This window comes from Delftia sp. JD2, from assembly GCF_001682645.1.
Classification (GTDB): domain Bacteria; phylum Pseudomonadota; class Gammaproteobacteria; order Burkholderiales; family Burkholderiaceae_C; genus Comamonas; species Comamonas acidovorans.
Window position 1 is genome coordinate 1 of sequence record NZ_LFJT01000090.1, and the last position, 17,965, is coordinate 17,965.

Sequence of the window (17,965 nt, forward strand, 5' to 3'; positions counted from 1 at the left end):
CCCGACGCAGGCGCTGACATACGGGAGTGGGCATGGGGCGGGCCGTCGCTTCGCTCGGCCCGTTTTATTCTTTTTAGCCCTCAGCTGTGAATCCCACGCGCTTGACGATGGGGCCCCATTTGGCGAGTTCCGACTGCAGCAGCGCGGCCAGTTCGGCGGGGGTGGAGGATTGGGCGTCCAGGCCGAAGGTGGCCAGGCTGTCCACCACGTCGGGCGTGGCCAGGGCCTTGCGCATGTGGCCGTTCAGGCGCTGCACGGTCTCGGCGGGTGTCTTGGCGGGCACGAAGAAGGCGAACCATTCGCTGTGCGCCATGTCCTTGTAGCCCTGCTCCACCAGCGTGGGGACCTGGGGTGCGAAGCGGCTGCGCTTGGCGCCGCTGACGCCCAGGATGCGCATCTTGCCGCCGGCCAGGTGCTGCAGCATGTCGCCCACGGGGCCGCAGACGGCGGAGACGTTGCCGCCCAGCATGTCCAGCAGCGCGGGCTGGGTGCCGCGGTAGCCGGCGTGCTTGAAGTCCACGCCGGCATGCTGGCCCAGCAGGGCGCCGATGAAGTGCGGGGTGGAGCCGGGAGCGGGCGAGCCGAAGTTGGCGCCTGCGGGGTTGGCCTTGGCCCAGGCGAAGAATTCGGGCACGGTGGTCACGCTGGCGGGCACGGCGGGGCCGACGGCAAAGCCGAAATCGAAGATGCAGCCCACGGTGACTGGCGCCAGGTCGGCCACCGGGTCATAGGGCAGCTTCTTGTAGATGTGCGGGTAGATGGACAGCATGGACGTGGGCGTCTGCAGCAAGGTGGCGCCGTCTGCGGGCCGGCCCTTGACGTAGCTGATGGCGATCTGACCGCCCGCGCCGGTGCGGTTTTCAACCACGGCGGTCTTGGCATAGCCCGACAGCTTGGTGCCCACGCGGCGGCAGATGGCGTCCGAGGTGCCTCCGGCCGCGAAGCCGGTGATGATGTTCAGGGTCTCGATGGGGCCCTGGGCCTGCGCCCAGGCCTGCTGGCCCAGGCTGGCCAGCAGCGCACCCGCTCCAGCGGTGCCCAGCCATTGGCGGCGGTCGATGTTCATGCGTATGTCTCCGGTTGAAATTGAAACTCTGAAAAAAACAGTGGGGGAACAGCGGGGGAAATGCGTGCCAGCCCGGCGGCTTCAACTGTCGTCGCGCAGCCAGACCACCTGGCCCGAATGCGTGACCGCACCCTGGTGGGCCGGGCGCACGGTGAGCGCGTATTTTTCCAGCACGCCGCCCAGCGGCGGGGCCTGGCGGCGCGCGGCGGCTGATTGCTCCAGACGTGCGGCCAGTTCGGCCTCGCCGATTTCCACCGTGATGCTGCGCGCATCGGCGCGGGCGTCGATGGCAATGAGGTCGCCGTCGCGCAGCGCGGCAATGGGGCCGTTGTCGGCGGCCTCGGGGCCTGCGTAGCCGATGCACAGGCCGCGCGTGGCGCCAGAGAAGCGTCCATCGGTCAGCAGGGCCACCTTGTCGCCCATGCCCTGGCCATACAGCAGCGCGGTGATGCCCAGCATCTCGCGCATGCCGGGGCTGCCGCGCGGGCCTTCGTTGCGGATGACGATGACATCGCCGGCCGCGTACTGCATGGCCTGCACGGCGGCCTGGGCCTGTTCCTCGGACTCGAAGACGCGCGCCGGGCCCCGGTGCACCAGGGTCTTGAGGCCGGCCGTCTTCAGCAACGCGCCATCGGGGCAGAGGTTGCCCTTGAGCACGGTCAGGCCACCGTCGCGCGTGATGGGATTGCCGGGCGTGCGCACCACCTCGCCATCGGGCGGCGCGGCATCGGCCAGTTCTTCGGCCAGGGTGCGGCCCGTGAAGGTGAGCGCATCGCCGTGGACAAAGCCCTGCTCCATCAGCGTGCGCAGGATCACGCCGGCGCCACCGATGTAGTACACGTCGCGCGCCAGGAAGCGCCCGCCGGGACGCAGGTCGGCGATCAGCGGCGTGCGCGCGAAGATCTCGGCCACGTCGTCCAGGTGGAAGCGGATGCCGGCCTCGTGCGCGATGGCCGGCAGGTGCAGGGCGGCATTGGTCGATCCGCCCGTGGCGCTGACCACGGCGCAGGCATTCTCCAGCGCCCGGCGCGTGATGATGTCGCGCGGCAGCGGGCCGCCGCCTTCGGCGCTGGCCCACACGGCCTGCATGAGCTGGCGGGCGGCGCGGCGCATCAGCGGTGCGCGCTCGCTGAACACGGCGGGCACCATGCTGGAGCCGATGGGCGCCAGGCCCAGCGCCTCGCTCACCATGCCCATGGTGTTGGCCGTGAACTGGCCTGCGCAAGCGCCGGCCGTGGGCAGGCAGGCGCGGCTCATGGCCTCCAGGTCCTGCGCCGTGGCGGTGCCGGCCAGCACCTGGCCGATGGTCTCGTAGGTATCGACCACGTTCAGGTCGCGCCCGTGCACGCCGGGCGCCTGCCCCGGCAGGGCCGAGCCGCCATGCACGAAGACGCTGGGCACATTGCAGCGCACCATGCCCATCATCAGCCCCGGCAGGTTCTTGTCGCAGGCGCCGATGGCGAAGATGCCATCCCACTGGTGGCCGCGCACCGAGGCCTCCACGCTGTCGGCGATCAGCTCGCGCGAGACCAGCGAGAACCGCATGCCCGAATGCGCCATGGTCAGCCCGTCGCTGACCGACACCACCGGGCATTCATGCGGCGTACCGCCCCCGGCATAGATGCCGGTCTTGGCATGCTGGGCCTGGTCGCGCAGGTTGAGGTTGCAGGGGCTCATCTCCCCGCCCGTGTGGAACACGCCGATGTGCGGGCGCTCTATGTCTTCGTCGTCCTGGCCCAGGGCATGCAGGAAGCTGCGCGTGGTGGCACGGATGGTGCCGGAGCGGATCAGGGCGGAGCGAAAGGGCGTGGGCTTGGGCGTGGCCGCTGCCGGGCTGCTGTCGGTGGTGCTGGTTGTGGTGGTGGAGGCGGCCAGCGATGCGGAGGCGCTGGACTCGGAAAAGACGTTGTCGGGGGAGGCAGGTTTCTTGTTCATACGCGGGACGGAAAACAGCCGCCCACCATAGCGGGGTCTGCGGATTTCCCTATGAGCATTTACACCAGATCGTGTCGCCCGGGAGTCGCCTGGGGGGCCGCCCTTCGGCGCCAGATGGACGGAAAAAAAGGCCCCGGAACAAACTTCCGGGGCCTCAAAACCGATGCCAGTCCGCGCTGCAGCGGACCAGGCATCGTGCACAACAACTGCGCTGTACTCCTGAATCAATCCATCCAACCGGCCCCTCAGCGCGGCACCAGGAACGTGCTGTGCGCCTGCTTGGAAAGCGCCGGGTCACCCACCGCCGTGGCCGTGATCTCCACGCCGTGCGAGCCAGGGCCGGCCGCGCCATAGGGCGCCTGCAGCCGCACCACGACCCAGCGGTCCTGGGCCGCGCCCACGTCCACCTCGGTCTCAGAAGCCACGCGCAGGCCTTCGATGCCCGAGGCCGACAGCACATAGCGCTGGTCCTGCTCCGTGGCATTGCCGATCTGCACGCGGTAGATGTTCTCGATCTGGCCGCCGGCCACGATGCGCGACAGCGTGCCCCGGTCGCGCACCACGTCCACCTTCAGCGGCGTGCGCAGCGCCAGGCTGGCCACCATGGCCGTGGAGATGGCCACCAGCGCCGTGCCGTAGATGAGCACACGCGGGCGGAAGATGCGGCGCACCAGCTCGCTCTGGCGCCAGCCCCGGGCCACGCCGTTCTGCGTGGACAGGCGGATCAGCCCGCGCGGGTAGTGCATGCGGTCCATGACGCTGTTGCAGGCGTCGATGCACAGGCCGCAGCCGATGCATTCGTACTGCAGGCCGTCGCGTATGTCGATGCCCACCGGGCAGACCTGCACGCACAGCGTGCAGTCGATGCAGTCGCCAAGCCCCTGGGCCCGGTAGTCCACCCCCTTGTGGCGCGGGCCGCGCGACTCGCCGCGCGCGGTGTCGTAGGTGACGACCAGGGTGTCCTTGTCGAACATGGCGCTCTGGAAGCGCGCATAGGGGCACATGTGCTTGCAGACCTGCTCGCGCAGGAAGCCCGCGTTGCCGTAGGTGGCCAGCGCATAGAACAGCACCCAGAAGATCTGCCATGCGCCGGTCAGCGCCAGCACCTCGGGCAGCAGGCTGCGGATGGGCACGAAGTAGCCGACAAAGGTCAGCCCCGTCCACAGCGAGATCAGCAGCCACAGCGCATGCTTGCCACCGCGCCGCGCGATCTTCTCCGCGCTCCAGCCGCTGCCGTCCAGCCGCAGCCGCGCGCTGCGGTCGCCCTCCAGCCGGCGCTCCACCCACATGAACAGCTCGGTGTAGACCGTCTGCGGGCAGGAAAAGCCGCACCACAGCCGCCCGGCCACCGTGGTGAACAGGAACAGCGCCAGTGCCGAGACGATGAGCAGCACCGCCAGGTAGATGAAGTCCTGCGGATACAGCAGCCAGCCGAAGACGTAGAAGCGCCGCTGCTCCAGGTCGAACAGCAGGGCCTGCCGGCCATGGATCTGCAGCCAGGGAATGCCATAGAAGAACAGCTGCGTGAGCCAGACCATGGCCCAGCGCCAATGGGTGAAGCGCCCCGTGATGGAGCGCGGCTGGATCTTCCTGCGCGATTCGAACAGCGGGGAATCCGCGCTGGCATCGGCGATGGGAATCACCTTGCGTGGCGCGGGCCGCGGCCGGGGGGCTGCGGCGGTTTCATCGGGAAGCGGTTTCGGTCGTTCTGACATGCGGGGCCCTCGCCCCGGCCGGTGCGCCCTTGATGCGGGCTTGTCATGAATTGCCGGGGACTGCCTGGACTATGCCCAGCGCCCTGCCCTGGCGGTAGCAGCAGATGCAGCGGATTCGACCGTATCAGATGGCGGGTCAGGCCTGCGGCGAGCGCAGCGCCGCAACGGCAAGCCGCAGCCCCCACAGCACCAGGCACAGACCCAGCAGCGCCGTCAGCGTGCCGATGCGCACATCGGCCTGGAGCACGCCCCAGCGGCTGAAGATTTCCGTCCAGTCATGGTCGCCCCCGCCCACCAGCGGCAGCACCTGGGCGCGCGCGTCCTTCATGTAGTGGGCCACGTTCATGAGGCTCTCTCCCAGCCACATCAGCGCGGCAATCCAGCCCGTGCGCTGGCCCTGCCTGTGGAAATGGCGCATGAACAGGGCCGGGAACAGCAGCTGGAACAGCGTGCCGCCGTAGACCGAGAGATGCTGCGAGAACAGGGCCACCAGCGGATGCCCGGCTTCGTGCAGTGCCAGGTTGGCATTGTCCAGCAGCAGCAGCCAGTGACCCTGGCTGAAGAAGTGGCCCCAGATGATCCAGGCGGCAAAGGCCGTCAGCGCGATGGCGGCAGGCCGGGTGACGGGCTGCCACTCGATCTGCCCGTCCAGCGCATCGCCGCGCTTCATCGCGCCTGCCCTGCAGGTTGTGGGTGCTGGTGCTGGTGCGTTTGCGCACCGGGGCAAGGGGCAGGCAGGAAAGGCATGTCGGCAGGATTGGGCAAAGGAGCAACGGCAAGAGGATGGCAGGACTCTGGCCGCGATCTTCCCACGGCTCCCCCGGCTCGCCGGAATGCCGTCCTGCGCCGCCATCCATGCACGCGAGGTTCTGGCACAGTCGGGCATCCGACTCTTCAAGCCAAGGAACGTCCGCACCATGAACCTGCGCCCCCTATTGCATGACCTTGTCCGCCAACATGGCCTGGACCGCAAGGCCGCCGTGCAGCTGTTTGCACTGGCGGGATTCGAGCAGGAACCGGCTGCGCTCAGAACACGCCTGTGGCCCGTGGTGGCCTTGCTGGGCGCGGCGCTGGGTGGGCTGGGCATCGTGCTGTGGATTGCCGCCAATTGGGAGAGCATGGGCCGCATGCAGCGCTTTGCCCTGCTGCAGGGCTTCGTGCTCGTGATGTGTCTTGGCGCGGCATGGCGCGCGGCGGCGCGCGTGCCGCTGTCGGTGCTGGCGCTGCTGGGCACGGGTGCGCTATTCGCCTTTTTCGGGCAGACCTACCAGACGGGAGCGGACCCCTGGCAGCTGTTTGCGCTGTGGGCAGCGCTGACCCTGCCGCTGGCCCTGGCGGCGCGCAGCGATGGCGTCTGGGTGCCCTGGGTGGTGGTTGCCATGACGGGCATTGCGCTGTGGGCGCAGGCCCATACGCCGCAGTTCTGGGAGGTGGAGTCGCGCGACCTGGGCGTCCATGCCGTGGCCCTGGGCGCCGCCCTTGCCGTCACCGCGGTCATGGCACCGGCCCTGCGGCGCTTCACGGGCGCGGGGCTGTGGGCCTTGCGCGGCGCGGGCGCGCTGGCGCTGGCGATGATCACCTCCACCGCCATCAGCGGGCTGTTCCACAGCACGGTGGCGCCGCAGTACCCGCTGGGGCTGGTGCTGCTGGCAGGCGCGGCGGCGCTGGCGGGCCTGCGCAGGCATTTCGACATCTTCCTGCTCAGCGGTGCGGCGCTGGGCCTGAACGTGCTGCTGGTGTGCGGCCTGGTCTACCTGCTGCTGGAGAAACTGGGGGCGGACTTCACGGGCATGCTGCTGCTCGTGGGCCTGGGCGCTGCGTGCCTGCTGGCGGCCACGGTCAGCCTGGTGCTTCGAATGTCACGCAACGCGGAAGGAGGCCTTCAATGAGCCACGAACACGACACCCTGCTGCGCCAGGCCGTGGACCAGGGCATCCTGCCGCCTGCCGCCTTGCAGGACCGCCGCCCTGCCGCCAACGACCGCCATTGGGCGGTGGTGCTGCTCACGGCGCTGGGCGCCTGGCTGGCCCTTCTGCCCTTGCTGATTCTGTTTGCGTTTGCCCTGTCCGACTGGATAGAGCGCGGCGCCGGCACCTATGTGATCGGCGCCATGATGCTGGCCGCAGCGGTGGCCGTGCTGCGCGCCGAGGAGCTGCCCGTCTTCCTGGAGCAGCTGGCCCTGCCGGCCATGCTGACCGGCGCAGGCCTGCTGGGCTTTGGCCTGGCGCGCGACCTGTCGGGGCAGGCTGCGGGCGCGATAGGCCTGGCGATTGCGCTGGCCTGCACGGCCGCCATTCCAAGGCCCTGGCTGCGCGTGCTGCTGGGCGCCGCCTGCGCGCTGCTGTTTTGCACCATGCTCTGGCCGGACAACGATCCATCCACCCTGTACGCAGGCCTGCCGACCTGGGTCATCGTGCATGCGGCGCTGCTGCTCTGGATGCTGCTGCTGGCAGCCCAGTGGCGCGCGCTGGGGCAGTCTGCGACACAGACCCGCATGGCGGCGGCGCTGGAGCCCTTTGCCACGGGCTGGCTGCTGGCGGTGCTGGCTGGCCTGGCCTTTCTGTCCGGCAGGAGCTTCATGGTGGCCGGCGTGCTGGGCGGCGGCCTGGCAGGCGAGCTGGCGCAGGAAGCCGCCCCGAACATCTCCATGGGCGTTCTGACGCAGGCCGGCTCGGCCGTGCTGGCCCTGGCAGCCGCCTGGTTCGCCCAGCGCGCATGGCCCACGCTGCGGCAGCCGCGCGCCGCCGTGGCTGCCGTGGTGCTGGCCGTGCTGAGTGCCTTCCTGCCCTGGCTGGGCGCCTGCCTGCTGGCGCTGGCGGTGACCGGCACCAGCGGCCGCTGGCGGCAGGCCGCAGCGGCCGCCCTGGCTGCGGCCTGGATCGTGGGCAGCTTCTACTACCAGCTGGCCTGGCCACTGGCCACCAAGGCCCTGGTGCTGGCCGGCTGCGGCGCCTTGCTGGGCCTGCTGGCCTGGGCAGGGCCGCGCGCCGCATCCCTGCCAGGCAGCGCGGCGACCGCCGCCGCATCGGGCGCCGTGCCCCTGCAGCGCTGGGCGCCGTGGCTGGTGGTGCTGACGGCGGCCTGCACGCTGGCGGTGGCCAATATCGGCATTGCGCAGAAGGAACGCACCATCGCCCAGGGCCGCAAGGTGTTCGTGGAACTGGCGCCGGTGGACCCGCGCTCCCTGATGCAGGGCGACTACATGCGCCTGAACTTCCGCCTGCCTTCCGAGGACAGGGACGTGGAGAAAGAGAACCTGCGCAGCGGACGCCTCTACGCCATCGGCAAGCTCGATGAGCAGGGCGTGGTGCAGTGGCTGCGCACCGGCACGGCCAGCGAGCCGCTGGCGCCCGGCGAGCAGCGCTTTGAACTCACCCCGCGCGGCGGCCGGTGGACGCTGGTGACGGATGCCTGGTACTTCCGCGAAGGCGATGGCCAGCGCTGGGAGCAGGCCCGCTACGGCGAGTTCCGCGTGGAGCCCGACGGGCGCGCGCTGCTGGTGGGCATGGCTGACGCGCAACTGCGCCCCATCGTGCCCTGAGCGCACCACGCAAATCACTCGAAACTGTCGCCCTCGGCCAGCGGCGCATGCCGGTAGCTGGCCGGCGTGCGGCTGAGCTTGACGGGCGCGCCCAGGCCCCGGTAGCCGCCCTCCATCTCCACCACCATCTCGCGGTGCAGGGTATGCGGGTGGTTGAGCGCCGCGTCCACGCCCAGCACGGGCGCGGCGGGCACGCCGATGGCCATCAGCGCATCGGCCAGCGCGGGGCCGTCGCTGGCCTGCAAGGCCTGCTCCAGCAGCGGCTTGAGCGCATCGCGGTGGTGGGAACGCTGGCCGGCCGTGGCAAAGCGCTCGTCGGCCGCCAGTTGCGGGCATCCCAGGTGCTCGCACAGCAGGCGGAACTGGCGGTCGTTGCCCACGGCCAGGAAGACTGGCGTGGTGCCCGTGGCAAAGCTGTCGTAGGGGTAGATGTTGGGATGGGCGTTGCCCGAGCGCCCCGGCGTCCTGCCGCTCATGAACCAGTTGCCCGCATGCGGGTGCAGCAGCGAGATGCCGCTGTCGTACAGCGAGACATCGACCAGCTGGCCCAGGCCGCTGCGCTGGCGCTCCTGCAGCGCCAGCAGCACGCCGATGACGCCGTTCATGCCCGTGACCATGTCCACCACCGGCAGGCCCACGCGCAGCGGATCGCCGCCGGCCTCGCCGTTGACGCTCATCAGCCCCGTCATGGCCTGGATGGCCGCGTCATAGCCGGGCCAGGCACCCAACGGGCCATCGGCGCCGAAGCCGCTGACGCGGCACCAGATGAGGCGCGGAAAGCGCTCGCGCACCTGCTCCCAGCCAATGCCCCATTTCTCCATGGTGCCGATCTTGAAGTTCTCCACCACCACGTCGGCCTGCTCCATCAGCGCCAGCACGGCCTGCTGGCCTTCGGGCTGGGACAGGTCCAGGAACTGCAGCCGCTTGTTGCGGTTCAGGCCCCGGTAGTAGGAAGAGACACCGTCCTGGAACGGCGGCCCCCAGGCGCGCGTATCGTCGCCCTGCGGCGGCTCCACCTTGAGCACGTCGGCACCGTGGTCGCCCAGGATCTGGCCGCACAGCGGGCCACCAAGAATGCGGGAGAGGTCGAGGACACGGATGCCCTGGAGGGCACCATTGGCTCTGCTCATAAAGTTTCTTTCTTCATTGGCACAAGGTGCAAGACTGGCGTGTTTCAAGCCACTGGGGCGCCCAGCAAGGGCCGCCCCGCAGCGGAGGCGCCGTCCCACTCCCGCGTGCGAGAGAGGGGGAAGCGGCGTAGCCGCTCAGGGGGTGTTCTCCATCTATTCAATCCAGTTTGGCGCCGGAGGCATCGACCACAGCCTTCCACTTGGTCACTTCCTGCGCGATGAAGGTCGACAGCCCCGCTGGCGACAGATCCGATGCCGGCTCCAGCCCCTGGTCGGCAAAGGTCTTGCGGATGCGCTCGCTGCTCAGGGCCTTGCGGAAGGCCGCGTTCAGCGTCTCGATGCGGTCGGCCGGCGTGCCGGCCGGTGCCACCACGCCGAAGAACACGCTCACGTCGTAGCCGGGCAGGCCCTGCTCGGCGATGGTGGGAATATCGGGCATGGCCTGGGAGCGCTTTTCCGTGGCCACGCCAATGGCCTTGAACTTGCCGGCCTTGATGTAGGGCATGGCGGTGAGGATGTCGGTGAAGGTCATGTTCACCTGCCCCGCCAGCAGGTCGTTGAGCGCCGGCCCCGTGCCCTTGTACGGGATGTGCTGCAGCGAGGTGCCGGCCATCTTGTTGAACAGCACGCCCGCCAGGTGCGAGGAAGCGCCGTTGCCCGAGGACGCATAGTCCAGGCTGCCCGGCTTGGCCTTGTCCTGCGCAATCAGCTCCTGCACGGTGGTGGCCTTGGTCGCCGGATTGACCACCAGCACATTGGGCAGGTGGCCCACGCGGATGATGGGCGCGAAGCTGGTCTGCGGGTCGTAGTTGATCTTGCGGTACAGGTGCTTGTTGATGGCCAGCGGCCCCGAGGTGCCGAACATGATGGTGTAGCCGTCGGGCCTGGCGCGCGCCACGAAGTCGGCACCAATGTTGCCGCCCGCACCGGCCTTGTTCTCCACGATCACGCTCTGGCCCAGCGTCTCGGTCAGCGATATCGCCAGCGTGCGGGCCATGGCGTCCGTGGGCCCGCCGGGCGGGAAGGGAACGACGAAGCTGATGGGCCGCTCGGGAAAGCGTTCGGCCAGGGCGGCGGCCGGCAGCGCGGCGGTGGCGGCGAGCGCACAGGCCCACAGGAATCGGCGTTTCTGGAAGGACGGCTTCGGGTCAGTGCAAGGCATGGTGTTTGTCTCCGGTACTTGTGCGGTCATCCCTGTGGACGGGATGTGTGTTCTGGGTCGGTGCGGTCAATGGGCTCAGCGTGTCCAGCCTTCGGGCAGGTCGCCTGCCGCCAGCGGGTCGCGCGGCAGCACGCGGTGCAGCAGCACCAGCTGGGCCCAGCGCATGCGTTCGGCACTGCGTGTGCACGAGGCCTCCCAGGCCATGGCCGTGGCCGTGAAGCAGTGGTACAGGCCCGAGGCGGCGGCGCGCGCCAGGCGGTCACCGCCCTCCTCGGCCGCGCGCAGGGCCAGGGCCGCAGCCTTGTCCATGCTGGCCGACAGCGCGGCCTTGAAGTCCGTGGCCGCCTCGGTCTGGGCCAGCAACTGGGCCGCGTGGTCGCGCAGCACGGGCAGAGAGCCTTCGCGCTTGATGGCGCGGATCACGTCCAGCGCCACGATGTTGCTGGTGCCTTCCCAGATCGATCCCAGGTGGGAGTCGCGCACCAGGCGCGGGTCGCTCCATTCCTCGATGTAGCCGCAGCCGCCGCGCACTTCCATGGCGTCGCCCGTGACCTTGCGCGCGTCGCGGCAGGCGCGGAACTTGATCATGGGCGTGAGGATGCGCAGCAGCGCGTAGGCGCCGTCTTCGCCTGCGTCCGAACGCTGCAGCGCCTGGGCCGTCTGCAGCACCATGGTGCGGGCCTGCTCGGAGTAGATGCGCAGCTTGTCGAGCTGGCGCTGCATCAGCGGCATGTCCTGCAGGGCCTTTCCGAAGGCGCGGCGCTCACGCGCCACGTACTCGGCCTCGGCCACGGCGCGGCGCATCAGCCCGGCCGAGCGCACGCCGTTGGACAAGCGCGAGTTGTTCACCATGTCGGCCATCTGCACGAAGCCCCGACCCTGCTCGCCCACCAGGTAGGCGACGGCGCCGTCGAGCACGATCTCGCCGCTGGCCATGGAGCGCGTGCCCAGCTTGTGCTTGAGCCGCACGATGCGGTAGTGGTTGGCCGAGCCGTCATCGAGCCGGCGCGGCAGCAGGAACAGCGAGATGCCCTTCATGCCCGCCGACGCGCCTTCCACGCGCGCCAGCACCATGGCGAAGTCGGCATCGGGGTTGGAGCAGAACCACTTGTCGCCGGACAGGCGCCAGCTGCCGTCGGCGGCCGGGCGGGCCAGCGTCTGGGTGTTGGAGATGTCCGAGCCGGCCGCCTGCTCGGTCATGAACATGGCGCCCTGGGCCTGGTCCTCGAAGCGCAGCTGCGTCATGCGCGGCCAGTACTTCTCGACCAGGGCCGGCTCGCCGTACTTGCGCAGCGTGCGCGCCAGCGAGTCCGTCATGGACAGCGGACAGCACAGGCCGAACTCGGCCTGCACGAACAGATAGGTCAGCGCGTACTTGGCCAGCGGCGGCAGCTTGCCATCCCAGCCCAGCACGCCCGTGCGGTGCGACATGACGGCCAGGCCGAACTCGCCATAGGCAATGCGCTCCATCTCCACATAGGCCGGGTGCTTGACGATGCGCTGCGCATCGCGCCCCGTGCGGTCGCGGTGCTCCAGCTCGGGCGGATTGCGGTCGGCGGTCAGCGCCCATTCATCGATCTCGCGGCCGGCCAGCGCGCCCATGCGCTCCAGATGGGGCTGCAGGTGCGCGTTCACCTCGGGCGGCAGGTACAGCGCCAACAGCGGCTGCAACTGCGAATCGGTGGTGTACAGGTTGCTGCCGTGGCGGTCGGGCACGGCCTGGAAAGCCTGGGCGGGGGAAGACTGCATGGCGGCCAGCGCCTGCGGTTCGGGGTTCATGGTCTGTCTCCTGTGCGGGAACCGGGCCCGGGCGCATGGGCTCCGGGTCTTGGGGATGCCCCCATTCTTGGAAACAGTTCTATTCGAGTCAAATATCGATAACGTATTGATCAATAGTCAAACCGGATAGAACGCCATGGAGCTGAGACAACTGAGGTACTTTCTGGTGCTGGCCGAGGAGCTGCACTTCAGCCGCGCAGCCCAGCGCCTGTCCATCTCCCAGCCGCCGCTGAGCGTGGCCATCCGCCAGTTGGAGGAAGAGCTGGGCGCCCAGCTGTTCGAGCGCACCAGCAAGGAGGTGCGGCTCACGGCCGCCGGCAAGCACCTGCGCGTGCAGGCCCAGGACATCATGGAACAGGCCCAGCGCGTGCGCCAGGACATGCGCGCCATCGCCGACGGCGTGCAGGGCCGCATCCGGCTGGGCTTTGTGGGTTCAGCCATCTACCGCGGGCTGCCCGAGGCGCTGGAGAGCTTTCGCGCCCGGCACCCGCTGGTGCGCATCGACATGCTGGAGCTCAACAGCGCAGAGCAGATCGCCTCCCTGCAGCAGGAGCGGCTGGACCTGGGCCTGCTGCACGCCACGCGCCCCGCGCCCGGCCTGCAATCACACACCCTGGTGAGCGAGCCCTTCATGGCCTGCCTGCCCGCAGGCCATGCGCTGGCCGGCCAGCGCATGCTGCAGGTGCGCCAGCTGGCGGGCGAGCGCATGGTGCTGTTCTCGCGCCAGGTCTCGCCCGACTACCACCAGCAGATCTGGCAGATCTGCCAGAGCGAAGGCTTCACGCCCGACCTGCACCACGAGGTGCGGCACTGGCTGTCCGTGCTGTCCATGGTGTCGCTGGGCCAGGGCGTGTCCCTGGTTCCGTCCTGCCTGCAGCGCGTGGGCTTTCCGGGGCTGGCCTTCGTGCCCATCCAGGGCCGGCACCCGCAGTCGCAGATGCAGGCCATGTGGCACCCGGGCCATGTGCAGCCCCTGGTCGAATCGCTGCTGGCCCACCTGCGCGACAGCGTGGGCAGGCTGGGGCAGCAGCCATAAACGCCACACCCTTGCTCAGTTCACTATGTCCAAAACTGGCGTGACCCAAACGCGAGGGACACCGAGCAAGGGCCGCCCCGCCGCCAGGGTGTCGTCCCCCTTCCAGGGGGAAGCCGCATAGCGGCTCAGGGGGTTTCCAACTTCATTCAAGGAGCTGCCTGAGAACGTACGGCAGGATGCCGCCGTGCCGGTAGTAGTCCACCTCGATGGGCGTGTCGATGCGCAGCTTGACCACCACGGTCTGCTTGCTGCCGTCGGCACGCGTGATCACCAGCTGGGCCTCGCTTTGCGGCGCCAGGTCGGCGGCGGGAATCACTTCCACGAACTCCTCGCCCGTCAGGCCCAGGGTCTGCCAGCTGTCCGTGCCCAGGAACTGCAGCGGCAACACGCCCATGCCCACCAGGTTGGAACGGTGGATGCGCTCGAAGCTGCGCGCCACCACGGCCTTGATGCCCAGCAGCTGCGTGCCCTTGGCGGCCCAGTCGCGGCTCGATCCCGTGCCGTATTCCTCGCCCGCGAAGATCACGGTGGCACGGCCCTCGGCCTGGTACTTCATGGCCGCGTCGTAGATGGGCATCTTGGTGACCTGGCCCGTGCCGTCGCGGTACAGCGTCAGGCCGCCCTCCTCGCGCGAGCCATCGGCCTGCGCCGGAATCATCAGGTTCTTGATGCGCACGTTGGCAAAGGTGCCGCGCATCATCACCTCATGGTTGCCGCGCCGCGAGCCGTAGCTGTTGAAGTCGGCCTTTTGCACGCCGTGGGCCAGCAGCCACTGGCCTGCGGGCGAGCTTTCCTTGATGGAGCCGGCCGGCGAGATGTGGTCGGTGGTGATGGAGTCGCCGAACAGCGCCATCACGCGCGCGCCGTGCACCACGTAGGGGTTGGAGCCTTCGGCGCCAGCGGCGGGCGCTTCCAGCTCAAGCCGGAAATCATCGAAGAACGGCGGCTCGGCAATGTAGGTGCTCTCGGGCCAGGTATAGGTGGCGCCCGTCACGCCGTGGATCTTTTCCCAGAGCTTGCCGGGCTCGGAGCGCACCTTCTCGTAGTTCTCGCGGAAGGCCTTGCCGTTCATGGCGTACTTCATCAGCGCGTGGATCTCTTCGCTGGTCGGCCAGATGTCGCCCAGGTAGATGTCACGGCCGTTCTTGCCCTGGCCCACGGGCTCGGTCATCAGGTCGCGGCGCACCGTGCCGGCAATGGCATAGGCCACGACCAGGGGCGGGCTGGCCAGGAAGTTGGCCTTGATGTTGGGGTGGATGCGCGCCTCGAAGTTGCGGTTGCCCGACAGCACGGCCGCGCAGACCAGGTCGTTGCTGGTGATGGCCTCGTTGAGCTCCGGCGTGAGGTCGCCCGCGTTGCCGATGCAGGTGGTGCAGCCGTAGCCGGCCAGCGCAAAGCCCAGCTTTTCCAGGTAGGGCAGCAGGCCGGCTTCGGTCAAATACTCGGTCACCACGCGCGAGCCCGGCGCCAGAGAGGTCTTGATGTGCGGCTGCACCGTGAGCCCGGCCTTCACCGCCTTCTTGGCCAGCAGGCCGGCGGCCAGCATCACGCTGGGGTTGGAGGTGTTGGTGCAGCTGGTGATGGCGGCAATCAGCACGTCGCCGTTGGCGATGCTCAGGCGCTTGGGCGGCGTGGGGGCATCGACCGGCGCCTCGCTGTGGGCGGCCTCCAGCTTGGGCTTGTTGGCCTCCATCTCGGCCAGCGAGCGCTGCGCGCCGGGCGGATGGGCCGGCGTCTCGGGCGCCACCTCGCCCTCACCGCCACCGCCTACGCGAAAGCTCCGGCCCAGCCGCTCCATCGGCTGGTTGAACCCGTTGTGCGCCGCAGGGGCGCTGAACAGCTCATCGAACTTGGACGACACATTGCCCAGCTCGATGCGGTCCTGCGGGCGCTTGGGTCCGGCCAGGCTGGGCGCCACCGTGCCCAGGTCCAGACGCACCACATGCGAGTAGTCGATCTCGCCGGCGGCCGGCACGCCGAACAGCTCCTGCGCGCGGAAATAGCCCTCGAAGGCCTCGATCTCGGCCTTGCTGCGGCCCGTGCCCCTGAAGTAGTCGATGGTTTTTTCATCGACGGGGAAAAAGCCCATGGTGGCACCGTACTCGGGCGCCATGTTGCCGATGGTGGCGCGGTCGGGCAGCGCCAGGGTGCGCGTGCCTTCGCCGAAGAACTCCACGAACTTGCCCACCACCTTCTCGCGGCGCAGGATCTCGGTCACCGACAGCACCAGGTCGGTGGCCGTCACGCCCTCGCGCAGCTGGCCCGACAGCTCGAAGCCCACCACATCGGGCGTGAGGAAGTACACGGGCTGGCCCAGCATGGCCGCCTCGGCCTCGATGCCGCCCACGCCCCAGCCCACCACGCCGATGCCGTTGATCATGGTCGTGTGGCTGTCCGTGCCCACCAGGGTGTCGGGGTAGTGCACGCCGTCCTTGGTCTTGTGCACGCCGCGCGCCAGGTACTCCAGGTTCACCTGGTGGACGATGCCGAAGCCCGGCGGCACCACGCCGAAGGTGTCGAAGGCCTGCATGCCCCACTTCATGAACTGGTAGCGCTCCTTGTTGCGCTGGAACTCCAGCTTCATGTTCAGGTCCAGCGCCTTCTTGGTGCCGAAGTAGTCCACCATGATGGAGTGGTCCACCACCAGGTCCACGGGCACCAGCGGCTCGATGGACTTGGGCTTCTTGCCCAGCCTGGCGGCCGTGCTGCGCATGGCGGCCAGGTCGGCCAGCAACGGCACGCCCGTGAAATCCTGCAGCACCACGCGCGATACCACGAAGGGGATCTCGTCCACGCGCTCGGCCTGGGGCTTCCAGTTCGCCAGCTGCTCCACATGCTCGCGCGTCACCTTGTTGCCATCGCAGTTGCGCAGCACGGACTCCAGCACGATGCGCAGCGACACGGGCAATCGCCGGACCTGTGGATATTGCCTTGCCAGTTCAGGCAGGGAGAAGAACTTGCCCTTCTTGCCCCCCGCCGCAGCAAAGGACTTGAGGGTGTTTTCATATTCGTGGCGCATCGTGAGACTCCTGGATGAAACTCTGGGAAGGCACATGCGCGCCGCCTTTTTCCGGGCTGCTGGGCATGTACCAAGACTCTGATTTCCATTGTGCCCAGAAGTGCCCGCGGATGCTGTGGTCCATTGGCGATAGTCACACGCGGACAACGCTGTCCGCGCAGCAAAAGCGGCAGGCTTTCACAGGGCTGTCATCGAACCGGCCAGCGAAGCCCGGCTGCGCCACAACCCCGCGCACTGCAGATCGCCCAGCGCCACGCCGATGGCCGCCTGGCCCAGCACCCATGCCCAGCCTGCGGGCGCAGGCTCCAGCACGCCGCTGTACAGCACAACCCCGCAGGCCAGGGCCCAGCCGAAGTTGCCGAACACGGCAAGCGCCACCAGCCCCCTGCTGCGCGGCATGCGGCAAGCGCCCCAGCCAGCCACGCAGGCCCAGGCCAGCAAGAAGCACCCCGTGCCCAGCAGCAGCGCCTGCGGCAACCCCGTGACAACGGCCAGCGGCTGCGCAAAGGCCAGCTGCACCGCGCCGGCAGCGGCGCAGCAGATGGCGTCGGCCCACAGGGTGCGGGGCAGGAAACGGGCATGGGAAAACATCGGCATCAGCACTCCTTGTGGATTGCCGGGCATGCACCTCGCAAGCCGGCCCCACCGATGCTCCGCCGCCACCGCCCCCGAGTCCATGACCTGCCAGGTCATGCCAGCCCCGCTGGAGCAACTCCAGTCGCTATGCCACAATCCGCACCAGCCCCCTGTTAAGGGGCTGGTGCTTGAAAACACCTTTGAAGAATAGCGGAGCGGCCTCCCCGATAGCGAGGCCTTGTCACGTCTGATTTGCTTGGATCGTGGGCGCTTGCCTGCATCCGAACGGTTTGGGACGGGATGGGGCTCACCGCAAGGCTGCCCGCACGACTATTCTCGTGTTTTCAACATCCCGTCCACCATTGCTGAGCTTGAAAACCCGGCCTGGTGGTTCAGTCTCGAATAGGAGCACGGAACCATGTACATCGCATCCATCTCGATGGCCCGCCTCACCTTTGCAAGGAGAGCCGAGCCATGACACCCAGACCCCCACCCAGCGCCGAGCATTTCACCCAGGTCGTGACCGAGGTGGACCGCCTGGTACAGCAAGGCTGTGCCGAAATCTCGGCACTCTCCCGCATGGCCCTGCTGTGGCTGGAAACGCCCGAAACCAGCAACCGCCTGGACGTGCTCGCCAGCGCCCTGCGCACCATCCGCAACAGCGCCGACATGCTGGCCAGCGAAACCAGCGGCGAAGTCGTCGCCGTGGGCTGCTCCCCCTACGTCAAAAGCAGCGCACCCCCCTGACCCGGGCCCAGCGCAGCGAAGGCCCGAGCCCACTCCCCGTATGTCAGCGCCTGCGTCGGGCCGCCTGCGGGGTTGCAGTCCTGCCGAAGGACAGGACTGCTTCGTCAACTGACTCGCCGCAGTTGTCTGAACGGAGCGCGCAGCGCGCAGTGAGTTCTGCGGCGAACCCCGCAGGCGGCCCGATGCAGGTTGCCCCGCAGCGCAGCGAAGGGGTCGCGGGCATTCGGGTCGCCTTTGCTTTGCCTACTTTCCTTTGGCG

13 protein-coding genes are annotated in these 17,965 nt (G+C 68.8%); 4 read left to right on the plus strand and 9 right to left on the minus strand.

The window, feature by feature from the left end:
* Nucleotides 1-73: 73 nt before the first annotated feature.
* From ACM14_RS28530 to ACM14_RS28545, 4 genes are all read right to left on the minus strand, one after another.
* A complete protein-coding gene (locus tag ACM14_RS28530; protein ID WP_012204371.1) occupies nt 74-1,066 on the minus strand; it encodes a Bug family tripartite tricarboxylate transporter substrate binding protein in 993 nt (330 codons plus the stop codon).
* Between the two features lie 81 nt (nt 1,067-1,147).
* A complete protein-coding gene (gene ilvD / locus ACM14_RS28535; protein ID WP_065348017.1) occupies nt 1,148-3,001 on the minus strand; it encodes a dihydroxy-acid dehydratase in 1,854 nt (617 codons plus the stop codon).
* Nucleotides 3,002-3,246: 245 nt separating this feature from the next.
* Complete coding sequence (ccoG, locus tag ACM14_RS28540; protein WP_065348018.1) at nt 3,247-4,716, minus strand: cytochrome c oxidase accessory protein CcoG; 1,470 nt, start codon at nt 4,714-4,716, stop codon at nt 3,247-3,249.
* 136 nt (nt 4,717-4,852) lie between these two features.
* Entirely contained in the window at nt 4,853-5,386 is a 534-nt protein-coding gene (locus ACM14_RS28545) for a hypothetical protein (protein ID WP_012204368.1), read from the minus strand.
* A gap of 247 nt (nt 5,387-5,633) precedes the next feature.
* Between ACM14_RS28545 and ACM14_RS28550 the strand changes: the two genes are divergently transcribed.
* On the plus strand, nt 5,634-6,605 hold the full coding sequence (locus ACM14_RS28550) for a DUF2157 domain-containing protein (protein WP_034398293.1): 972 nt from the start codon (nt 5,634-5,636) through the stop codon (nt 6,603-6,605).
* Nucleotides 6,602-8,257 (plus strand): GDYXXLXY domain-containing protein, encoded by a 1,656-nt coding sequence (locus ACM14_RS28555; RefSeq protein ID WP_065348019.1) that lies wholly within the window; start codon nt 6,602-6,604, stop codon nt 8,255-8,257. The genes ACM14_RS28550 and ACM14_RS28555 overlap by 4 nt, the downstream gene beginning before the upstream one ends.
* Nucleotides 8,258-8,271: 14 nt before the next feature.
* Here the strand turns inward: ACM14_RS28555 and ACM14_RS28560 are convergent, their stop codons facing one another.
* From ACM14_RS28560 to ACM14_RS28570, 3 genes are all read right to left on the minus strand, one after another.
* On the minus strand, nt 8,272-9,387 hold the full coding sequence (locus tag ACM14_RS28560; protein ID WP_065348020.1) for a CaiB/BaiF CoA-transferase family protein: 1,116 nt from the start codon (nt 9,385-9,387) through the stop codon (nt 8,272-8,274).
* Between the two features lie 157 nt (nt 9,388-9,544).
* Nucleotides 9,545-10,549: a tripartite tricarboxylate transporter substrate binding protein gene (locus ACM14_RS28565; protein ID WP_034391509.1), complete on the minus strand. Its 1,005-nt coding sequence runs from the start codon at nt 10,547-10,549 to the stop codon at nt 9,545-9,547.
* A 75-nt stretch (nt 10,550-10,624) separates the two neighbouring features.
* Nucleotides 10,625-12,328, minus strand: coding sequence for an acyl-CoA dehydrogenase family protein (locus ACM14_RS28570; protein ID WP_065348021.1), 1,704 nt, complete (start codon nt 12,326-12,328; stop codon nt 10,625-10,627).
* A 136-nt stretch (nt 12,329-12,464) separates the two neighbouring features.
* Here ACM14_RS28570 and ACM14_RS28575 point away from each other — a divergent pair, with 136 nt between their 5' ends.
* Nucleotides 12,465-13,364 carry a LysR family transcriptional regulator gene (locus ACM14_RS28575; RefSeq protein ID WP_065348022.1) on the plus strand — a complete coding sequence of 300 codons (900 nt, stop codon included), beginning with the start codon at nt 12,465-12,467 and terminating at the stop codon, nt 13,362-13,364.
* Nucleotides 13,365-13,506: 142 nt separating this feature from the next.
* Here the strand turns inward: ACM14_RS28575 and ACM14_RS28580 are convergent, their stop codons facing one another.
* Nucleotides 13,507-16,383, minus strand: a complete 2,877-nt coding sequence (locus ACM14_RS28580; protein ID WP_065348023.1) for an aconitate hydratase — start codon at nt 16,381-16,383, stop codon at nt 13,507-13,509.
* A 177-nt stretch (nt 16,384-16,560) separates the two neighbouring features.
* Nucleotides 16,561-16,980, minus strand: coding sequence for a hypothetical protein (locus ACM14_RS28585; protein WP_016453925.1), 420 nt, complete (start codon nt 16,978-16,980; stop codon nt 16,561-16,563).
* 453 nt (nt 16,981-17,433) lie between these two features.
* Here ACM14_RS28585 and ACM14_RS28590 point away from each other — a divergent pair, with 453 nt between their 5' ends.
* On the plus strand, nt 17,434-17,706 hold the full coding sequence (locus ACM14_RS28590) for a hypothetical protein (RefSeq protein WP_065348024.1): 273 nt from the start codon (nt 17,434-17,436) through the stop codon (nt 17,704-17,706).
* The last annotated feature ends 259 nt before the right edge of the window (nt 17,707-17,965 follow it).

What these genes read in the sequence shown, in the direction of transcription:
- ACM14_RS28555 (WP_065348019.1), top strand. Translation starts at nt 6,602, where the DNA reads ATGAGCCACGAACACGACACCCTGCTGCGCCAGGCCGTGGACCAGGGC.
- ilvD (WP_065348017.1), bottom strand. Translation starts at nt 3,001, where the DNA reads ATGAACAAGAAACCTGCCTCCCCCGACAACGTCTTTTCCGAGTCCAGC.
- ACM14_RS28590 (WP_065348024.1), top strand. Translation starts at nt 17,434, where the DNA reads ATGACACCCAGACCCCCACCCAGCGCCGAGCATTTCACCCAGGTCGTG.
- ACM14_RS28565 (WP_034391509.1), bottom strand. Translation starts at nt 10,549, where the DNA reads ATGCCTTGCACTGACCCGAAGCCGTCCTTCCAGAAACGCCGATTCCTG.
- ACM14_RS28575 (WP_065348022.1), top strand. Translation starts at nt 12,465, where the DNA reads ATGGAGCTGAGACAACTGAGGTACTTTCTGGTGCTGGCCGAGGAGCTG.
- ACM14_RS28560 (WP_065348020.1), bottom strand. Translation starts at nt 9,387, where the DNA reads ATGAGCAGAGCCAATGGTGCCCTCCAGGGCATCCGTGTCCTCGACCTC.
- ACM14_RS28585 (WP_016453925.1), bottom strand. Translation starts at nt 16,980, where the DNA reads ATGCCGATGTTTTCCCATGCCCGTTTCCTGCCCCGCACCCTGTGGGCC.
- ACM14_RS28530 (WP_012204371.1), bottom strand. Translation starts at nt 1,066, where the DNA reads ATGAACATCGACCGCCGCCAATGGCTGGGCACCGCTGGAGCGGGTGCG.
- ccoG (WP_065348018.1), bottom strand. Translation starts at nt 4,716, where the DNA reads ATGTCAGAACGACCGAAACCGCTTCCCGATGAAACCGCCGCAGCCCCC.
- ACM14_RS28570 (WP_065348021.1), bottom strand. Translation starts at nt 12,328, where the DNA reads ATGAACCCCGAACCGCAGGCGCTGGCCGCCATGCAGTCTTCCCCCGCC.
- ACM14_RS28545 (WP_012204368.1), bottom strand. Translation starts at nt 5,386, where the DNA reads ATGAAGCGCGGCGATGCGCTGGACGGGCAGATCGAGTGGCAGCCCGTC.
- ACM14_RS28550 (WP_034398293.1), top strand. Translation starts at nt 5,634, where the DNA reads ATGAACCTGCGCCCCCTATTGCATGACCTTGTCCGCCAACATGGCCTG.
- ACM14_RS28580 (WP_065348023.1), bottom strand. Translation starts at nt 16,383, where the DNA reads ATGCGCCACGAATATGAAAACACCCTCAAGTCCTTTGCTGCGGCGGGG.